Annotated in this window: 17 protein-coding genes; all 17 read left to right on the top strand. The window is 36.5% G+C overall.

Annotation, left to right across the window (positions count from 1 at the left end; genetic code table 11):
* Positions 1-6: 6 nt before the first annotated feature.
* The 17 genes from BMY56_RS18455 (at position 7) to BMY56_RS01560 (ending at position 20,771) form a co-directional block, all read left to right on the top strand.
* On the top strand, positions 7-3,615 hold the full coding sequence (locus BMY56_RS18455) for an ATP-binding protein (protein ID WP_143057765.1): 3,609 nt from the start codon (positions 7-9) through the stop codon (positions 3,613-3,615).
* A 53-nt stretch (positions 3,616-3,668) separates the two neighbouring features.
* Positions 3,669-4,043, top strand: coding sequence for a response regulator (locus BMY56_RS01635; protein ID WP_091619086.1), 375 nt, complete (start codon positions 3,669-3,671; stop codon positions 4,041-4,043).
* 4 nt (positions 4,044-4,047) lie between these two features.
* Entirely contained in the window at positions 4,048-5,088 is a 1,041-nt protein-coding gene (locus BMY56_RS01630) for an adenylate/guanylate cyclase domain-containing protein (RefSeq protein ID WP_091619083.1), read from the top strand.
* A gap of 27 nt (positions 5,089-5,115) precedes the next feature.
* Positions 5,116-5,742 carry a Pycsar system effector family protein gene (locus BMY56_RS01625; RefSeq protein ID WP_245737113.1) on the top strand — a complete coding sequence of 209 codons (627 nt, stop codon included), beginning with the start codon at positions 5,116-5,118 and terminating at the stop codon, positions 5,740-5,742.
* A gap of 260 nt (positions 5,743-6,002) precedes the next feature.
* On the top strand, positions 6,003-7,508 hold the full coding sequence (locus tag BMY56_RS01620) for a M28 family peptidase (protein ID WP_091619081.1): 1,506 nt from the start codon (positions 6,003-6,005) through the stop codon (positions 7,506-7,508).
* A gap of 26 nt (positions 7,509-7,534) precedes the next feature.
* Positions 7,535-10,816, top strand: a complete 3,282-nt coding sequence (locus BMY56_RS01615) for a S41 family peptidase (RefSeq protein WP_091620033.1) — start codon at positions 7,535-7,537, stop codon at positions 10,814-10,816.
* Between the two features lie 90 nt (positions 10,817-10,906).
* Complete coding sequence (locus tag BMY56_RS01610; RefSeq protein ID WP_091619079.1) at positions 10,907-12,088, top strand: dipeptidase; 1,182 nt, start codon at positions 10,907-10,909, stop codon at positions 12,086-12,088.
* Positions 12,089-12,131: 43 nt separating this feature from the next.
* Positions 12,132-12,884 (top strand): DUF6090 family protein, encoded by a 753-nt coding sequence (locus BMY56_RS01605; RefSeq protein WP_091619077.1) that lies wholly within the window; start codon positions 12,132-12,134, stop codon positions 12,882-12,884.
* On the top strand, positions 12,877-13,089 hold the full coding sequence (locus BMY56_RS01600) for a hypothetical protein (RefSeq protein ID WP_091619075.1): 213 nt from the start codon (positions 12,877-12,879) through the stop codon (positions 13,087-13,089). The genes BMY56_RS01605 and BMY56_RS01600 overlap by 8 nt, the downstream gene beginning before the upstream one ends.
* A gap of 66 nt (positions 13,090-13,155) precedes the next feature.
* Positions 13,156-13,365 carry a hypothetical protein gene (locus BMY56_RS18740; RefSeq protein WP_091619073.1) on the top strand — a complete coding sequence of 70 codons (210 nt, stop codon included), beginning with the start codon at positions 13,156-13,158 and terminating at the stop codon, positions 13,363-13,365.
* Positions 13,366-13,374: 9 nt separating this feature from the next.
* Positions 13,375-13,581 carry a hypothetical protein gene (locus BMY56_RS01590; RefSeq protein WP_091619071.1) on the top strand — a complete coding sequence of 69 codons (207 nt, stop codon included), beginning with the start codon at positions 13,375-13,377 and terminating at the stop codon, positions 13,579-13,581.
* A 76-nt stretch (positions 13,582-13,657) separates the two neighbouring features.
* Entirely contained in the window at positions 13,658-14,167 is a 510-nt protein-coding gene (locus BMY56_RS01585) for a hypothetical protein (protein WP_091619070.1), read from the top strand.
* Between the two features lie 237 nt (positions 14,168-14,404).
* On the top strand, positions 14,405-16,345 hold the full coding sequence (locus BMY56_RS01580; protein WP_177170900.1) for an adenylate/guanylate cyclase domain-containing protein: 1,941 nt from the start codon (positions 14,405-14,407) through the stop codon (positions 16,343-16,345).
* Positions 16,346-16,722: 377 nt separating this feature from the next.
* Positions 16,723-17,766 carry a methyltransferase gene (locus tag BMY56_RS01575; RefSeq protein WP_091619066.1) on the top strand — a complete coding sequence of 348 codons (1,044 nt, stop codon included), beginning with the start codon at positions 16,723-16,725 and terminating at the stop codon, positions 17,764-17,766.
* 28 nt (positions 17,767-17,794) lie between these two features.
* Positions 17,795-18,556, top strand: coding sequence for a hypothetical protein (locus BMY56_RS01570; RefSeq protein WP_091619064.1), 762 nt, complete (start codon positions 17,795-17,797; stop codon positions 18,554-18,556).
* A gap of 293 nt (positions 18,557-18,849) precedes the next feature.
* Positions 18,850-19,233: a hypothetical protein gene (locus BMY56_RS01565; RefSeq protein ID WP_091619062.1), complete on the top strand. Its 384-nt coding sequence runs from the start codon at positions 18,850-18,852 to the stop codon at positions 19,231-19,233.
* 2 nt (positions 19,234-19,235) lie between these two features.
* The gene (locus BMY56_RS01560; RefSeq protein WP_091619060.1) at positions 19,236-20,771 is read left to right on the top strand and encodes a GMC oxidoreductase; all 1,536 of its coding nucleotides are present in this window, start codon (positions 19,236-19,238) and stop codon (positions 20,769-20,771) included.
* Positions 20,772-21,023 lie beyond the last annotated feature (252 nt).

Genomic DNA, 21,023 nt, shown 5'->3' with positions numbered 1-21,023 from the left:
ACAAGTATGAAAAACACACTATTACTAAGACCTATACTTTTAATCAGCATCTTATACTGCCTATTTTTAGTTTCTTGCCAGAACCAAAGCAAGTCTGAAACTGAAACAACAGTGGGAGATTTTAAAACTCCAGAGACCATACCACTTACATTTACAGAACAAGAACCTTTTGAATGGGAAACCATCACTTCAGACACGCTTAAAACACCGGTAACCTATTCCTTGAATGTGGATGCCCTGCCTAGCAAACCCTTTGCTTTAAATGACTTCAAACCACTTAAATCTCCCATGAAGGAATTTGATATGGATTGGGAAAATTATCCCACGGAGCAATTGAAATTTGATTCGGTTCCGTTTACGGTTACAACCGCTCCAATAAAAAAACCCACCATCACGAAAATGAAACCGCCAGGGATTATGGAGGGTACCAATGCTAATCTCCTACAGCTTTCTACAAATGAGGGGTTAACATCAAATCTTATTAAAACTATAATAGAAAATAAAGATGGTACCACTTGGATTGGAACATCCCAGTCACTTATTCTATATGATGGGGAAAATAGTTTTTCCTATGATTATACCAACATTAATGATATGGTTTTTGATGATCAAGGGAGACTTTGGTTGGCGACTTTTCGAAATGGTTTATATGTTTTAGATTTTAAAAAAAATGTCCAATATACTATCAATGTTTTTGGTGACCAACTAAGCCTAGTTGATATTCTTTATGATCAATCTGGAGTTATTTATCTTTCATCATATAGAGATGGTATTTATTCTATAGATACCAAATTTGAGAATTTAAAAGAACTAGTAACCAAGGGTACAAAATTACCGTTAACACTTTTTGAAGACCACAATGAAAATATCTGGCTAAGTTTTGAAGGCGGCATAGGTTGCATTGGTAAAGAAAGGCATGTTTTAAAGTTCTTACCAGAAAACTTGAAATTGAACTTCGCTTTAGATATAAAGGAGGATGCATCTGGGACCATTTGGATTTGTAGCCCTGAAAAAAACGAAGTCTTAAATCTATCCTTACAACAGAAAAAGGCAAGAACGCTTACTAAAGAAAATGGCTATGATATAGAAGGGACGAGGTTACAAGAAGATGAAAATGGGCGAATGTGGATTGCGGCTAATGAAAAGGTCTTTATTTTGAGTGAAAACAGAAACAGTTTTAAAAGCATTTTTACCAATAGTAAAATAAGACTTAATGGTAGGGGTAGTATCTTAAAACGAAAAGATGGTTCCATTTGGATTGGCACCTTGGACAAAGGAATTATTATGACCAATCAATTTACCTTAAAAACAGAATATTTTGATACTTCCCGAGGTTTGATCAATGACCAAGTCTGGGAAATTGAAGAGGATTCTAGAGGTGAACTTTGGCTCGGCACAAACAATGGAATTAATATAATTGACATAAAAAATAATTCTATAAAAGCAATTAGTACCGAACAATTGAATAGCAGGCCCAATAATACTATCAATTTTATAAAAGAGATTTCTAAGGATATTTACTTTTTAAACACAAGGCCTGGTTTTTCTATTCTTGATCGTCAAAAAAATACGATTACCCATTATGACACTTCTTTAGACCTTTTTGGAGCGGGTATTTCAGCTATAAATGAGCACACCTTTGCTATATACACAAATCAAGGTCTATTTGTATATGATATTAAGGATAATACCTTAAAAAAAGTCGTGTCCAAGAATGACCCAGATATTCTAAAAGCGGGGAGCGGTTCTGTAATGGTTTATGACGAAGAAGCACTTTGGATTCCTACTACTGATGGTTTGGCCAAGGTAAATTTGAAAACGAACAGCATTTATTATCTCAGAGAAGAACAAGGCCTTATTGATAACGACACAAACGCAGTTTTATTTTCAGAAGAAGGTGAATTATGGGTAGCCACATTAAACGGAATGGCAGTCCTAAATCTGAAAGAAAATACCCTTACCAATTTAAAACAAGAAAACGGCTTAATCCCTGCTGAGCTCTTTGACGTAGTAGAAAAAGGAAAATTCATGTATGCTGCTAGTTTAGATGGCCTTATCCCTATTGAAAAAGCTACTTTCAAAACAACCAATAAAGGTTTCTATACTTTTAATGGGGGCCTTGGTTTCAAATCGAACGACTATTTGCAAGGATCACCCCGATTTTTAAAGAACGGCCAATTTTGGTCTGGGGCTGCAAATCCATCAAGTGTATTTAAGCTACTGGTACTGGATGCTGCACCACAACCCGATAGTCTTGAAAGTTCTGTTTTTATAACCAACTTGTTCGTTATGGATGAGAATCCGGGCTTTAATGAAAAAACTGGCATTGACTCTTTAAACAATAAGGTTTCATCCTATGCAATTAAAAATAATATAACGTGGAATTCCATAAAACACCCCTATAGTCTTGCGGAAGGGCTTGTCCTCCCGTTTGACCAGAACAGTTTAAGTTTTAGTTATGCCAGTGGGGACTTGTTTAATAAGGACCAATTGACCTACAGGTTTATTCTTGATGGAGAAGATGAAGATTGGACCTATGCCGCCGCCACAACGAAGACCAAAAATTACTACAACCTAAAACCGGGCAACTACACCTTTAAAGTAGCTGCTAGAGGGTTTACCAATACATGGTCGGTTCCAGATGAGCTGTCTTTTACAATTAATCCTCCTTGGTGGCAAACTTGGTGGGCCTACCTCCTATTTGGGCTCCTATTTGTAGGTGCAGTTTGGTCTTTTGTTTCTTACCGTTCGCGTTGGTTGAAGAAGGAAAATCGCATTCTTGAGGAGAGCGTAGCACACCGCACATCGCAGTTAAAAAATAAAATCGATGAGTTGAAGGCTACCCAGTCGCAATTGATACAATCCGAAAAAATGGCTTCACTTGGAGAGCTTACGGCCGGTATTGCGCACGAGATTCAAAATCCGCTAAACTTTGTAAATAACTTTTCTGAAGTAAATAAAGAACTTCTTGAAGAATTAGAGGAAGAAATAGAAAAGGGTAATTATGACGAAGTAAAAGCCTTAGCAAAAGATGTATCTGCAAATGAAGATAAAATTATCTTTCATGGCAAACGTGCCGATGGTATTGTAAAAGGTATGCTACAACACAGCCGCAGCAGTACAGGTCAAAAAGAAATGACCGATATCAACACGCTTTCAGATGAGTACCTTCGCCTTGCTTACCATGGTTTGCGTGCTAAAGACAAAAGTTTTAATGCTACTTTGAATACTGATTTTGATAATAGCATAGACAAAATAAATATCGTTCCTCAGGATATGGGAAGGGTAATTTTAAACCTCATCACCAATGCCTTTTATGTAGTTAAAAAGAAAAAGGAACAAAACCCTAAAGGCTACGAACCCACCGTTTCTGTGAGCACAAAGAAACAGGGGAATATGGCTTTAATTAAAGTATCTGATAATGGCAATGGTGTGCCTAAACAAGTACTTGATAAAATCTTTCAACCTTTTTTCACCACAAAACCATCGGGAGAAGGCACCGGACTGGGACTATCATTAAGTTATGATATTGTAAAAGTGCATGGCGGTGAATTAACTGTAGATACGAAACAAGGAGAAGGTACCACCTTTACTATATCACTACCAATGAATTAAAACACTATAATGTTCCCTCATTATACTATTTAAAAACAAAAAACGAAAAGATTATGAAAATATTAGTTGTAGATGATGAACAAGATGTGAAAGTACTTTTTCAACAGCGTTTTAGAAAAGAAATACGAAAAGAGGAGCTAGAATTTGTTTTTGCCTTCTCAGGTGAAGAGGCACTAAAAATAATGAAAACCATGGAGCATGAAGCAGTTCTTATTTTATCGGATATAAATATGCCGGGCATGAGCGGACTAGAATTGTTAGAAAACATCAAAAAGAATTATGTGAAACCACCCCCAATGGTCATGATGATTACTGCCTATGGTGACGATGAAAATAGAACTATGGCAAAAAACTTGGGTGCTGATGATTTTCTTACCAAGCCTTTAGATTTTTCATTATTAAAAAATAAGCTGATAACCTTAAGTTAAAACTATGGCGAAAATAATGGTAGTAGATGATGAAACGGATTTAGAAATACTCATCAAACAAAAATTTAGGAAGCAAATTCGGCAGAATGAATATGAGTTTGTTTTTGCAATAAATGGTCGTGATGCACTAGAGAAATTAGTTGAGCATCCAGGTATAGATATTGTTTTAAGTGATATCAATATGCCCGAGATGGATGGTCTCACCCTACTCTCAGAATTGCATGAATCTAGTCCATTGATTAAATCAGTAATCGTTTCGGCTTATGGTGATATGGAAAATATTCGTGTTGCCATGAACCGTGGTGCTTTTGACTTCATTACCAAACCCATCAACTTTGAGGATCTTACCTTGACCATGGAAAAAACCTTAAAACATGCCAGAGAGATTCGAAAAACCTTGCAGGCGATTAAGGAGAATAATATTCTAAGAATGTACGTAGATGAAAACGTACTTAATTTTATGGGTGGCCAAGAATATGAATCTAAAATTATGGCTAATGAAAGTATTGAGGGTACTGTAATGTTCGTAGATGTTTGTGGCTTTACGAAAATTAGTGAAACTACCAGTCCAGATATCGTTGTGACCATGCTGAACACCTATTTCGACGCCATGGTCAAAGAAATAATGGAACAAGATGGTATTATCGATAAATTTATTGGCGATGCTGTAATGGCCGTATTTAGAGGAGAATACCATTTAGATCGCGCCATTGATGCCGCTTTGGCAATAAGAAACCAAGTAAATGGATTTCCTAACGTAGAGAATAAAGAAAATTTTAAACCCAAGGTATCCATAGGTATAAAAAGCGGTGAAATGATTTCAGGTAATATTGGATCGGCAACCTTAAAACGACTCGATTACACTGTAATTGGTGATACCGTAAATACAGCTGCCAGATTACAGGACGCCGCAAAAGAAAATCAAATTATTATTTGCGAGGGTTGCTATGAACAAGTTAAAGAGGCCTTTAAATGTGAGAATTTAGGTAGTATTACCATGAAAAACAAAGCACAGCCATTAACAGTTTATAATGTATTAGAGTAACTATTTTGAAGTCTTAAATTTTATAGCATGACCAAACCATTAAAAACTAAAAACCAAGCAAATACCAAAACCAAACAAGAACAAAATCCGTTGACCGCTTTTGAAAAAGGGCTTCTTGACGAACTTAAATCTAAGGGGCATGCTGAAGAATTGGTGGATCACTATTGGGGTACCATCAACTACGTTTCTAGTCTTATAAAGGCTTCAGAACTAAAGGCGGGACTTATTTTATCTTTTTATGGTATTATTCTAAACTTCATTTACCAAAGTGCGGCACCTGTTATGCATTCTGTTTCTAATGCCATATTATTCTATGTCTTTATCGGACTTTGGGGTGTCGCTACCACCGTCTCCATTTTTTATAGTGTACGGTGTTTTATTCCAAAATTAGAAGGTGACTACAGTGACAATGTATTCTATTTTGGAGATGTCATCACAAAGTTTGGAACCATCAAAGAATTCTCAAAAAAATTCTATGATGTTAGTTTAGATGAGCAACAGGTTTTTGAGCAATTAGGGGAACAAATATATATCAATTCTAAAATTGCCGCTTGGAAATTCAGAAACGTTCAACGGTCTATTCGGTTTTTGGCAATAAGTCTTGTTCTATTGTTAGTAACGGCAGTGTATTATGGAGTGCTTAGAATTGAATAATTATGGTAAAATTCTTTATAAAAACTAGACAAAACCTTCTCAATGAAGACACAACTAGTACGTATATTAAATATACTATAAAAGAAATTTCACTCGTTGCGCCTTTGTTTTATTAATTTGATTATCAAAACTTAACACAAAAAATACAATTATGCAGTGCGTTATTTGTACACGAAATTAAAGAACAATTTAAATTAGGGAATTGGTAAAAATCAAAACCTTTCTTTCAAAAAATAACGACCGACCTAAACCATTTAAATATGAATAGAATAATATTCAAAAACCACTGTTTAACGCTTGTTACACTTATTGTAACAAGCATAATTACAGCGCAAACCGACACAGAAAAAGCATCTGAAACCGTAAGTAAAAGTGAAATTGAAGGTCATATTTATTTTTTAGCCGATGATGCATTAAAAGGACGAGCTACTGGGTCACCAGAACTAAAAATTGCCGCATCTTATTTGGCCAATACCTTTCGAAGTTATGGGGTAAAACCCAATCCGGCTAGCGGTGATTACTATCAAAAAGTGGAAATGTTTCGGTTTTATTTAAATGAAAAAATAAATCTTTCACTCAATGGCGTAAGTTTCCCAGAAGTAGTTGCTTTCGATATAGATGCTATAAATAGTGAAGAGGATGCAATATACCTAAATTATGGCCTTAAAAATGATTATGAAGGTAAAGATGTAAAGGATAAAATAATTATAGTCAAAGCAGGTACTCCCGATGCCTTAGAATTAAGACCCGCACTTGGCAGTAGAGCACAAAAAAGGGAACTAGCTATAAAAAATGGCGCAAAAGGTTTAATAGAAATAGGTGCTTTTGAAGATGCCATTTGGCCACGTTTTAAACATGCATTTGAAGAACGTGTTAGTCTTACCGAAGGTGAAAAAGAGCCTTTACCACTCTATGCATGGGTTCAAACCAGTCAAGAGGAATTAGATAAATTGGGTGCTGAAACCTTAAAAATTAAAATTAAGAGTAATGGTATTCAAAAGGCAATTATCCAAAGCCAAAATGTAGTTGGAGTTTTAGAGGGAACGGATTCTAAACTTAAAAACGAATATGTGATATATTCAGCACATTATGACCATATTGGAATCGGCAAACCCGATGCTAAAGGAGATAGTATTTACAATGGAGCCCGTGACAATGCCATTGGCACTACTGCTGTTTTGACCATGGCGGAAAACTTGGCTAAATATCCCACAAAACGCTCAGCCCTTTTTATCTTGTTTACAGGGGAAGAAATGGGGTTATTGGGAAGCCAATATTATGTTCAGCACCCTGTTTTGCCTCTAGAACAAATGATATATTGTTTTAATACTGATGGTGGTGGTTATAATAATACCAGTTTGGCCACTATTGCCGGGTTAAACCGTACAACAGCAAAAGATAAAATGATTGAAGGCGCTAAGACCTTTGGCTTAAAAGCCTTGGATATTGATGAGGTAGCGCCAGAAGAAGGCCTTTTTGACCGCAGCGACAATGTAAGTTTTGCTAAAATTGGCATCCCTGCCCCCACCTACTCTACAGGTTTTGATGCCTTTGATGACGAAATCAATAAATACTACCATCAAGCCGCTGATGAGGCTGATAGTTTAGATTATGATTATTTGGTAAAATTTTATCAAGGATATATACTTTCAGGACGGTCTATTGCGAATGACCCAGAAAGACCTTATTGGATAAAAGGTGACAAGTATGAAGCCGCGGCCAATGTCTTGTATAGTAAAGTACCTGAAGTTCCTATTAAAAATTGAATCAAACCAAAAAATCAAACCAAAAAATGAACCAATTGGACTCCCTAAAACAACGCAACCTTAAACTACTATTTACACTTATCGCAATCCCATTTTTAGCAATTGTAACCCTAGAAGCACAAGGCACTAGATTATTGCGTCAACCCGATATCAGCAGTTCACATATTACATTTGCCTATGGTGGTGATATTTGGATGAGCAACATAAATGGTGGCGAAGCGAAAAGAATTACAAGTACACAAGCGGTGGAATCCAATCCGTATTTTTCGCCAGACGGTAACCGGATCGCTTTTTCTTCCAATCGTACGGGATATCAAGCGGTCTATGTAGTGCCCACGGAAGGTGGTGAGGCCAAACAAATTACATGGCACCCTAGCGGTTCTTTGGCAAGGGGATGGAGCAACGATGGTACACGTATTCTCTACGCTAGTAATCGAGATACCGCACCAAGTCCTTATAATCGTTTATGGACTACTGGCGTTACGGAGAATATACCTTCGTTGGTTCATCCACAATGGGGTTTTGATGGTGCTTTTGCCCCTGAAGGGGAGCACATGATTATCGATAGGGTAAGCCGTTGGGACAGCGAATGGCGTGGGTACAGAGGAGGTCAAAATACACCTTTGATTATTTTGAACACCTCAACATCCGAAGAAGAATTATTGCCCAACGAGAGCACAACTGACATTCAACCACTTTGGTTGGGCGATGTTGTTTATTTTATATCGGATCGTGACTTGGTTGCCAACATTTGGTCTTACGATACAAAAACCAAAGAATTACAGCAAATTACCGAATTCAAAGGTGCAGATGTTAAATGGTTAGCAGGAAATGAGAACGCACTAGCTTACGAACATGAAGGTTATCTGCACCTTTTGGATTTAAATACGAAAACAACAAAACAATTACAAATAGATATTATTGGAGATTTTCCATGGGCCGCCACCCAATGGGAAGATGTAAGTTCCTCAGCAAGCGCTGCATCCTTATCCCCTAATGGAAAGCGGATGATTGTTGAATCACGAGGTGATATTTTTACGATACCCGTAGAGTTTGGCGATTCAAGAAATATAACGGAAACTGCCAATGCCGCAGATAGAGCACCCATCTGGTCACCAAAAGGCAATCAATTGGCTTGGTTCTCGGATATAGAAGGAAAAGAATATAGTCTTATGTTGGCATCACAAGACGGGTTGGATACACCTACGTCAATCGCTATCGGAGAATCTAAGATGGCATGGGATCCTAGTTGGTCACCAGACGCAAAATATATTGCTTTTGTAGATGACGACGTGCGTTTACGGGTATTAAATTTAGAAACAAAAGCCATACAGACCATCGATGTTGGGGGTACTAATATAGAACGCGGTAGCATTACCTTGAACTGGTCGCCTGATTCCAATTGGCTCGCATATGCCAAAGCTGGTAGCAATAACTTTAGACAGATTTTTATCTGGTCGGTCAAAGACGGACAAAAAAGAGCGATTACCGATGTTTTTGCAGATTCGTTCTCCCCCGCTTGGGATCTAAACCACAAACAATTTTACTTTTTAGCCAGTACCGAAGTGGCATTGGGCTCCGGTTGGGCAAATACAAGTTCGATGTCTGCCAGTCCCTCGTATGCTGCCTATATTATTAATTTACAACAAGATGACCCCTCCCCTTTTAAACCAAAAAGTGATGAGGAAACCCCTGATAAGGAAACCGACGACAAAAAAGAGGGCGATAAAAAAAAGAATAAAAAAGGAAAGGACGAAAAGGCTCCAAAAAAGACCGTAAAAATAGATTTTGAGAATTTAAGCCGACGTACTTTATCACTCCCTGTTCCTGAACGAGAATACAGCTTTATTGCAGCGGGGCCAGAGGGTGCTATATTTCTTGGAGAATATGTACCCAACGAAAAAGGTCTAGCCCTTAAAAAGTTTACACTGGAAGATCAAAAAAGTAAAGACTTCATTTCCGGTGTAGAAAAGGTATCCATTACCGGTAATGGAGAACATCTATTGGCGAATGTAAACGGGCAATGGAACGTAATGGACACCAAAGGAGATAGCGGTGAAAAAGGAAAAACGGTAAAAGTAGATCTTCAAATGAAATTGGATCGTTCCATGGAATGGAAGCAGATGTTCGAAGAAGCATGGCGATATGAGCGCGACTATTTTTATGACCCAAATCTTCATGGTCGTGATTGGAACACTGTTTATGAGCGCTACGCACCTCTTGTTCCTTTTATAAAACATAGGGCAGACTTAACCTACGTTCTTGATCAAGTTAACGGTGAACTATCCGTAGGCCATAGTTTTGTATTCGGAGGCGATTATCCAGAAGTGGCCGACTCTAAAATGGGAATGCTGGGAGCGGATATGACGGTTGAGAATAATCGTTGGAAAATAAAAAGAATGTATACCACCGAAAGCTGGAATCCGGGTTTATCTGGGCCCTTGGATGCCCCTGGCCTCAATATAAAAAACGATTACTATATAGTAGGTATCAACGGCGATGAACTGAAAGGTACCGACAATATCTACAAGCATTTAGATGGCACGGTAGACAAGCAAACCATAGTACACATCAATAGTGAACCAACTTTTGAAGGAGCATGGAAAGAAATTGTAAATCCGATAAAAAGTGAAAACTCGTTACGGCAACGTACATGGGTAGAAGATAATCGTAGAATAGTAGATTCGCTTTCCAATGGCAGATTGGGCTATGTTTGGGTGCCCAATACCTCGGGTCAAGGCTACGTGTCCTTTAACCGCTATTATTTTGCACAGCAAGACAAAGATGGAGCAGTCATAGACGAACGTTTTAATGGCGGCGGACTGCTAGACGATTACATGGTAGACCTTATGACCCGAAGCTTACGGGCAGGTTTAACGAACGAAGTACCCAATGGAAAACCCATGCAATTGCCCGCTGGTATTTTGGGACCAAAGGTGCTATTGATCAACGAAATGGCCGGTTCTGGAGGAGATTTCTTTCCATGGGTTTTTAGACAGCAAAAAGCAGGTAAGCTTATTGGTATGACCACTTGGGGCGGATTGGTAAAATCCTCCGTTCATTATGCTTTGGTAGATGGTGGTGCACTGACCTCTCCAGATAATGCGGTATTTGATCCTATTAACAACAAATGGATTGCAGAAAACATAGGGGTTTCCCCAGATATTGAAGTGAGGCAAGATGCATTATCCTTGTCCAAAGATAAAGACCCACAACTAATACGCGCGGTCCAAGAATTATTGAAACAATTAGAAGTAAAAACGACTATTGTTCCACCAAAATTTTCAAAACCAGCAACAGGGAATTAAGAACTTAGAAAGATGGACTAATGATTAAATTCTTTAGAAAATCTCTTAGAAGAAAATAACGAACTATCTAAACCAGATAATAAACTAAAAATGAAAATAAAACTTCTATTCTTCAGCCTAATTGTAACTGTTCAACTAAGTGCCCAGAACTATGAAAACATCCATAAAAAAGCCATTTTCGTGGATACGCACAACGATTTTCTTACCCAAACGATGGAAAAGGGTTTCGTTTTCGATACTGATTTAAAAGGTAAAACTCACAGCGACCTCAATAGGATGAAGAAAGGTGGTGTTGACGTACAATTCTTTTCGGTTTGGAGCGATGGAGACCAGCTGAATCCGTATGCATTTGCCCATAGGCAAATAGATAGTTTGGATGCCGTTATAAAGCGAAATCCTGATAAAATAGTAAAAGTTGGTAATTCAAAGGAACTTCAAAAAGTAATAAAACAGCATAAAATTGCCGCATTAATCGGACTGGAAGGCGGCCATCAATTTGAAAACGATTTGGACAAAATGGAAGCTCTTTACAATCGGGGTGTTCGGTATATTACGTTGACATGGAACAATTCAACACCTTGGGCAACTAGTGCTTCAGATGAGACCAATCCGGAAGGTGTAATGAATTCCGAAGGTAAAAAAGGACTCACAGCTTTTGGAAAAGAAGTGGTTAAAAAAATGAATGCTTTGGGGATTATGGTAGATATCTCTCACGTTGGCGAGCAAACGTTTTACGATGTTATTGCAACTACCAAAAAGCCCGTTATTGCCTCACATAGTTCGGTGTATACGCTTTGTCCGCACAAACGAAATCTAAAGGACGACCAAATAAAAGCAGTTGCCAAAAATGGTGGGGTAATCCAGATCAATTTTAATTCAGGGTTTATAGATCCTTCAGTTGAACCAAGAGAAACTGCATTTCTTGAAAAGCACAAAGCGGAAATAGACTCCATCGTAAAAACCGGTATGCTTTCATATCATGCGGAAGAATCTATGTATAGAAAGTATGCCGAAGAGTCCTTTGAACTACGTGCGCCTTTTGATTGGGTTATTCAACATATAGAATACGTAATAAACCTCGTAGGTGTAGATTATGTGGGAATAGGTTCTGATTTTGACGGTATTTATCAACCGCCAAAACAATTAGACGATGTTACCGATTATTCAAAAATCACAAAGGTTTTGGTAGAAAAAGGATACAGTGAAAAAGATATCTATAAAATACTTGGTGCTAACCTGTTACGGGTTTTGAAGGCCAATGAATCGCAATAAAACCCACTCCTAACCCCTCATGAAAGGTGAATAACTTATAGTTATGATAAAACTCTTCCGAAAAATCCGCCAAAACCTGCTCTTAGAAGGTAAAACTACCAAATACTTTAAATACGCCGTTGGCGAAATTGTACTAGTTGTCATTGGTATTTTGATTGCCTTATCTATAAATAATTGGAACCAAGAACGACTAAATGGATTTGAAAAAAGAGAGTTACTTTCTAAACTATATATAGAGTTTAAATCCAATAAAAATGTCGTTGCAAACTTTAGAATCGCTGAGGAACGAGCCATTAATTCCTCCATGGAATTAATGAGTTTAATTGGTGCTTCAGAAAAAGAACTTCTGCGTCATAATTTAGATAACTTACTTTTTCAATCCTTTCCTTCTAACGAATTAGCATTTGCAGACAATGCAGTTAATGGCATCGTCCAAAATGGACGTCTCAATCTTTTTGAAAACGACTCCATAACCTCCCTTTTAAACCATTGGAATTCGCTCTCTGAAATCAGAAAAATACGTTTCGAAAAATTAGATGCATGGAATAACGAGCATTTTTTACCTTTTTTGTTGTCACATATTTCTTTTAAGGAAATGGACAGTAATGCACATTATAAATGGGCGGGAACCTCTAAGGTAAAACCTAGCTATTATCCCTTATTTCAAAAGGTTGAATTTGAAAATTTTTTGGATAATGCATTGTGGTTACATCAACAAATCATTGAAAGACTAGATGAAACCGATCTTCTTATTGAAGAGGTTATTCAAGCAACAAAACCTTATAGCAATGATTAAATTCTTTCGTAAAATTCGTAAAAACCTGCTCAACGAGGGTAAGACAACCAAATACTTTAAATATGCCCTAGGTGAAATTGTCTTGGTAGTTATTGGGATTTTGATAGCACTCTATTTAAATAATCAACGAGAAGCATACACCATTCAAAAGCAACAAGAAAATTATTTGGGGCAAATTAGAGGTGAGATGATCAACAACCTTTAATCAATTGAGATAAAAATGGACGCGTTATCCCAAAAGATAGAAAATGCTTAAAAGGTTCTGCAAATTATGAATGACGAAAGTCTCATAACCAGCTTATCCGAACCTGATGTGTCCCAGCTACTTTATGAGCTTCAAAGAACAGATAACATACTATTTTATGAAAACGGCGCCTTAAATCAAATCATTTATTCTGGAGGATTAAAAGAAATAAAAAATGACAGCATCCGAGCTTTATTAGCCTCTTGGGAAGGAAAGATAAATCGTGTAAGGCTGTAAGAAAGCCAGGTGGCCGAAACTCAAGAAAACCTAGAAACCTTTCTTTATAAAAATGGCGATTTTAGAAGTTTATCTAACGATTTGGGGTATTCCAAAAAAGCAAAAATAAAACTTTCTGACAACAGAATGGGAAATAAAAGCTTAATGCGATCCAAGGAATATGAAAATTATGTCTTTCAATTGATTGCCTATAGTGCTTCCTTAAGGGAATCTTAATATGCAAATTTTAAAAAAGATATACAATCGCTCATTGCACTAATAGACCAAGAATTGAATGATAAAAATTAAAACGATGACAAAAACTATAGTAATCTCAATTACACTGCTGGTTTGTACTTCAATTTTTGCACAAACAACTGCTGAAAAATACGCTAAAGATGTACAATCTATAAACACCATCATATTTGCCTATTATGACGTTGTATCCGGTTCTAGCAATGAACCTTGGGAATTCGAGAGAGATCAATATATCCATTCCAAAAATGCGGTCATTACCCGATTAGATGACAATGGCAAAGCCGAATCACATGCTTTAGAGGCAGAGTACATACCGCTAGCATTAGCCCCAAAAGAAAATTTTTACGAAAAAGAACTCAAAAGGAACGTGACCCATTTTGGAAATATCGCCCAAGTTTGGAGTGCTTTTGAAATACGTACAGACCCAGAAATAGCCTCAAACATTAGAGGATTGAACAGCATTCAACTTCACTATGAAAATGGCAGATGGTTTATTGACAGTTGGACCTGTGAAATGGAGTCAGAAAAAAATGACTTAGTAACCCGTTTTATAAACAGGGAGTGAAGACTGTAAATGTGAGAATTTAGATAACTACTATGAAAAACAAAACTTAACCGATAACATATCATATTGTTTTAGATATTTACTTAAAAGTTACTATTACTTATTAAAAAAAATAGAACTACCCATTAAAACTACAAATATTGAGTATTTTAAGGAATTATCTAACCATCAACACTTTACTCATTAGCAACTTTAAAAAATATGAGATTGCACAATTAAAAAGTGAAAATGAAAAAAATGAGGTTATTATTCATTTTATTATGCCTTCAAAGTTCAGTTTATTCACAAACTGATCTTGATTCCTTGTATAGCACTTGGGAGAATGAAAAAATTTCTGATAGTATCAGAGCTTTTGCATTAACCGATTATATCTACGATGGTTTTTTTTCATCACAACCCGATAGTGCTTTAATCCTAACGCATCAATTATACCAATTCACTAAAGAAACTAAAAACGAAAAGGGACTTATAGAAGCCCTTACCCTTAGAGGGTATATTCAATTTAGAATGGGAAACTATTCCAAAGCATTGGCATCGTATGAAGAAGGATTGGAAATTGCTGAAAAAATAGACGATAAACTGAGTGCTGCCGATATTCTCGTAAAAATGGGATATATCTATCATGACAATGAAGATATAATCAACGCATTGATTTACTATCAAAAAAGTTTGAAGATTTATGAGGAAGAAAATGACTTAGAGGGTAAAGGAAATATTTACAATGAATTTGGAAGCATCTATTTATCTAAAGGAGATTACGACAAAGCCCTAGATTATTATAAAAAGAGCATAGACATAAACAAAGAATTAAATTATGAAGAGGGTAATTCTGCCATGTACATAAATATAGGTGGGCTATACTTAACAAAAAATGATTTTCAACAAGCGCTAGATTATTACGAAAAAGGCTTGGTAATCGAAAAAAAGAAAGAAGATAAATTAGGAATAGCATCAGCACTATCGGGAATCGGAAATGTTTACCTTGAGCAAGGGGCTTCCACAAAAGCATTAGATTTTCTACAAAGAAGTTTTGATATCAGTGAAAGTATAAATGATATTCAAGGTGGGACCAATACACTTTTAAGTATAAGTGATATTTATCTTGATAATAAAAACTACACAAAGGCAATAACATATTGTAAAAAAAGCCTTTCTATGGCAAAGAAAGTCGGTGACTTAGGAGGTCAAGAATATGCTTATGAATGTTTATATGAAGCCTATCGAGCATTAGGTAATCCTGAAGAAGCCTTAGTGTATCATGAGCAAATGATTTTCATTGGCGATAGCATAAAAACAGAAGACTTAGCCATAAAATTGCAGCAAATAGAATTCTCAAAGAAAATTTTGGCCGATAGTTTAGTGCAAATTGAGAAAGATATAAAAGTGCAATTACAGCATGAATCTGAAGTACAGCGAAAGGATAAAAATCGAAATCTGGCTATTGCAGCAGGAATAATCTGTTTTATATTGGCAATTGGCTTTTTCTCAAGATGGCAATACGTTAAAAAATCTAAAAATGTTTTGAAGAAAGAAAAAGACCGTTCAGAAAGTCTACTGTTGAATATTCTGCCAGCGGAAATTGCTGAAGAACTGAAAGAGAAAGGGGAAGCAAAGGCTCGCGATTTTGATTTAGTTTCTATATTATTTACCGACTTTAAAGGTTTTACAGAAAAGTCTGCAGAACTTACTGCAGCAGAGTTGATTGGTGAAATAAACCATTGCTTTAAGGCATTTGACCATATTTGTGAGAAGTATGGTATTGAAAAAATCAAAACAATAGGTGATGCTTTTATGGCTGCCGGTGGTCTACCAGTACCTTCAACCGATTCAGTTCAGAATACGGTTATGGCCGCGCTTGAAATGCAATCTTTTATGACCCAAAGATTTGCAGATAAAGAAACAGCAGAAGGATTTACATTCGAAATGCGCTTGGGCATCCATACAGGTCCGGTTGTTGCAGGAATAGTTGGAGTCAAGAAATTTCAATATGATATTTGGGGTGATACCGTAAATACGGCAGCGAGAATTGAAAGCAGCGGAGCTGTAGGCCAAGTAAACATCTCTCAACATACGTATGAGCTGCTACAGGACAATAAAAAATTCACATTTACACATAGAGGTAAAATACAAGCAAAGGGTAAAGGAAAGATAGATATGTATTTTGTTACCAGAAACTAAAAACGAACATAGTATTATTTAATTTGAGCACACCTTCATCATATTTATATCCATAAAACAGCTAATTCAAATGTTATCAATGCATAACTAGCTACTATCCCTTTTTTCCCTTACGTTGATATTGCATCCCATTTCGATAGTTGTCTTGGTATAGTTTTATACCCCACCAAATTCTTCAGATAATTAAACTGGTGCCTAGGGACATCATTTGTGGCTGTTCGTCCATAAAAAAAAATGTATCTACTACAAAATAGGTTAATTGTATGTGATTATAGCTCCCCCCTTTTTGACAGATACTTTCAAATAATAACTGGCAGATTACAACCAAAGTATAAAAAAGCCAATTATCAACTTTTAGACCACTAAAAACAATTAAAATGGAAACAGTAACGGCAATAAAAAAACAAGTAGACCCCTCAAATATCATGCAAATAGGTATGGGTTTCTGGGCCTCTAAGACCTTATTATCAGCAGTTAATATGGGTGTTTTTACCCTTCTAGCAAAAGGTGCGTTATCAGGAAATGATATTAAAACTAAACTTGGCTTCCATCAAAGAGGTCTGTATGATTTTTTGGATGCACTAGTAGCCTTGAATTTTTTAAATAGGACCGGGATAAAAGAAACCAGTTGCTATAGCAACACGGAAGATAGTGCGCTTTTTTTAGATAAAAACAAACCAAGTTACATGGGTGGACTATTGGAAATGGCAAATAATCGATTATATCCTTTTTGGAATGATTTGGAAGAGGGACTCAAGACCGGATTACCACAAAATGAATCCAAAACTGGTGACAAAAGTCTTTTCGAAGCAATATATAGCGATGAAGAAAAAGTTCGTGAATTTGTGAATGCAATGGCCGGAGTTTCAATGGGGAATTTTATCTCTTTATCCAAAAAGTTTGAGTTTTCACCCTATAAGACCTTATGTGATATTGGTGGTTCCGGTGGCCATTTATGTGCTCAAGTGGCTATAAACAATGAACATATGAATTGTTTTTCATTTGACCTACCTGCAGTGGCACCCGTAGCACAGGAAAATATTAATACAATGGGCCTCAATGAAAAGGTAAAGATTATTTCTGGAGACTTTTTTACCGATGATTTCCCCAAGGCGGATGTAATTACCATGGGGATGATTTTACACGATTGGGGTGTTGACGACAAAAAAATGCTAATAAAAAAGGCCTATAATGCCTTACCAAATGGTGGTGCCTTGATAGTTGTCGAGAACATCATCGATGATAAAAGGAGCGAAAATGCCTTTGGATTATTAATGTCATTGAACATGCTCATAGAAACTCCAGAAGGTTCCGATTTTACCGCATCAGATTTTAATGAACTGGCTAAAGAAGCCGGTTTTACAAAAATGGATATTATACCATTAACCGGCCCATCTAGTGCTGTGATAGCGATTAAATAAGAATAGTAACCAATAAATAATAGAACAAATGAAAAAATTATTGTACACCTTAGTTTTAGTACCACTAATGATGGTAGCCCAGACCAATGAAAATTTGGTCATTGAAAATGTAATGTTGACCGTAAAGCCTGATAAAATAGCCGAATTTGAGGCAGGTATAGCGGCCCACAACAAAAAATTCCATGCTTCTGGACCTTATGGGGCAAGAGTCTATACTATCCTTAATGGAAAAAATGCAGGGAAGTATATGCTGATTATGGGGCCACTACCATGGAGCGCTATGGATGGAAGACCGGCAAGTAAAGAACATACCGATGACAACAACAAGAATATTAACCAATATATAGAGTCTGAGGTAGAAGTTAATTACATGAAAATGCATCCCGATTTATCAAATTTCTCCAAAGATTTTGAAATCAATAAAGTCTCGGTTTTTATGATCGATATCAAACGATTTAAGGATATGGATTTTATGGAAAAAGTAGTGAACAAAGTAGTGAAAATGTATAAGGAAAAAATGCCAGACCAAATCTATGGCATTTATACCAATGAGATGCCTAATATGGACGGAATGGATTTTGCCTGGGTAGATTTTTTTGATAACTCTTCTTGGATGGCCAAAGACGATACGTTCATGCAAGATTTCGAAGATGTTCATGGGGCGGGTAGTTTTCAACAATTCATAAAAGATGTAGAGGCTACTACAGATGGTGATAAAGGTGAGATATGGTCTCTTCGAAAAGATTTGAGTGGCCCAGATGCTAAAGTAATAGCCTTGGAAAGGAAATAATATTGATTTTACAAATTTAAAGCTAATATTCAAGGCTTGGGTATTATTTCTAAGCCTTGTTATTATCGTAACTGATATAATCTTAATTGGCTTCCATATAATTAAAACTTAACTCTTTTGATAAGAAAATAGTTAGAGAAATTGGTTATTGGAATCCTACTGAAATTCAACAGTCTTTGCAAGCTGCAGAGCTAATGACAGAAAAGAATACTATGGAATAGTTTGTGAAAAATTTATATTAATCAACACATTTGACCGAATTTAAAACATCAAACCAACAAAAAAATTGATACATGAAAAGAAGAAGTTTTGTTCTAGTAGCAGGAATTGGAATTTCAGTAATCGCAATTCCAACTTGGTATTATATATATGGAAAGACAGAATTGGAGACATCATTAACCAGTCCTGAATTATTATCCTATATATGTGATGACAAAACTATTAATGATATTGGCAGTTTATATCGTAAGGAATTTTCAGATGAAAACAGTGAACAAAAACTTTTAGAACTTTTATTTAATCATGGTTCCACTACCCCTTATCCAAATAACGAACTATTAAATAAACAAATCATTGATGATTACCATACAGAAAATACAATAATGATAGATGGCTGGGTCTTATCTAGGACAGAAGCTCGCCAATGTGCTCTTTTTTCATTATCCCAAAATAACTGATCATGCATATAGACGCAAGAGAATTAGAAAATAACTCAGTTATTGAGGGTGATATTTGCATAGTTGGCGCAGGAGCTGCAGGAATAAGTATAGCTTTGGATTGGATGGATTCTGCATATAAAGTAATCTTACTTGAAGGAGGCGGATTTGAATATGATGACAAAGTTCAAGAACTTTATGCTGGGAAGACAACTGGCCAAAAATACTTTCCGCTAAAATCTGCCCGACTTCATTATTTTGGTGGCACCACAGGTCATTGGGCTGGCATGTGTGCCCCTTTTGATCCAATTGATTTTAAAAAACGGGATTGGGTACCAAATAGTGGTTGGCCAATCTCCAAAAAAGATTTTGATCCATTTTATGCAAAAGCAAATAAAATTCTAAAACTGGGACCTTATAATTATGAATACGAATATTGGTATAACGAACTACCAAACTTAACTGCTTTCCCTCTTGACGACAAAGTAGTCTGGAACAAAATATGGCAATATAGTCAGGCGCGATACGGGGACTTATATAAAAAGGCTATTGTCGAATCAAAAAATATTCACCTTTACACATATGCAAATGCGGTTGATATCAAAGCTGATGACAACATATCTAACGTTAAAGAAGTAATTGTCAAAAACTATGCAGGAAAAACACATAAAGTAAAAGCAAAACACTTTGTCATGGCATGCGGAACTATTCAGAATGCTCGTATACTACTGGCTTCAAACTCGCAAGCACCTCAGGGTTTGGGTAATGATAATGATTTAGTGGGTAGATATTTCCAGGAACATTTAGAAGTAGCTTCTGCAGAATTGTGGTTGGTGAAACCATTTTCTACGAATTTATATTCGTGGGAATACGGAGTAACAAAGGCAAGTGCAGAGTTGGCAATCACCGAAGAAATACAGACCAAAGAAAAAATACTAAACGGGACAGCCTCCCTTACCCCTCTTAGTTTGGCCAAATATCAAAAACCTAGAATGGAAACCTGGCAAAACAGTGACCCAAGAAAAAGTTTAGAAAATATGTTTGCCAACTGGGGCGAAGCTGCAGAAAAAGCCAAAGTAGAAAAAGGAAACATTGAACGAGCCTTTCAACTTAATACAAGAATAGAGCAAGCTCCCAATCCAAGTTCTAGAATTACACTTGGAGGGGAAAAAGATGAACTTGGTGTACGGAGGGCAAACTTACACTGGGAACTTACCGCCTTAGATAAATATAGTGTTCGCAAAATTTATCAAATTCTTGGGCAACAATTAGGCATTGCAGGGATAGGCAGAATAAGACTAAATGAATTTCTGAGGGATCCAAATGACAATACGTTCCCTGATAGCACCAACGGAGGATGGCATCATATGGGTACCACAAGAATGGCAAATGACCCAAAGAAAGGAGTTGTAGATTCCAATTGTCAAGTTCATGGCATCTCAAATTTATTTATTGCCGGGGCAGCATGTTACCCAACTTCAGGGGCACCTAATCCAACCCTTACCTTGACCGCATTATCACTTAGACTATCAGACTTTTTAAAAAACAAAATGATATAAAATCGTCATCAGAAAAAATTTCAGTGAATCATTTGAAGTGTTTACAATACTGTAAATAAAACAAGAATATTACAAAACATTGTACTACTCGATAATTATGGATATTTGGTTTTAAGGTTTGTTTATGACCAATGTTTCAATCTGACACTAAGTTAATAGGTGTTCCTATTAATAGGGATGCCCAATATTAATAATCCTCTGGAGTACCAGAAAAACGTAGCAATAAAACACCCTTAGTATTGTTCCAAAGGG

Origin of the sequence: Maribacter orientalis, assembly GCF_900109345.1 — a bacterium.
GTDB classification, from domain to species: Bacteria; Bacteroidota; Bacteroidia; order Flavobacteriales; family Flavobacteriaceae; genus Maribacter; species Maribacter orientalis.
The sequence above is the reverse complement of the archived record's forward strand: the minus strand, read 5'-3'. Positions and strand labels throughout refer to the sequence as shown.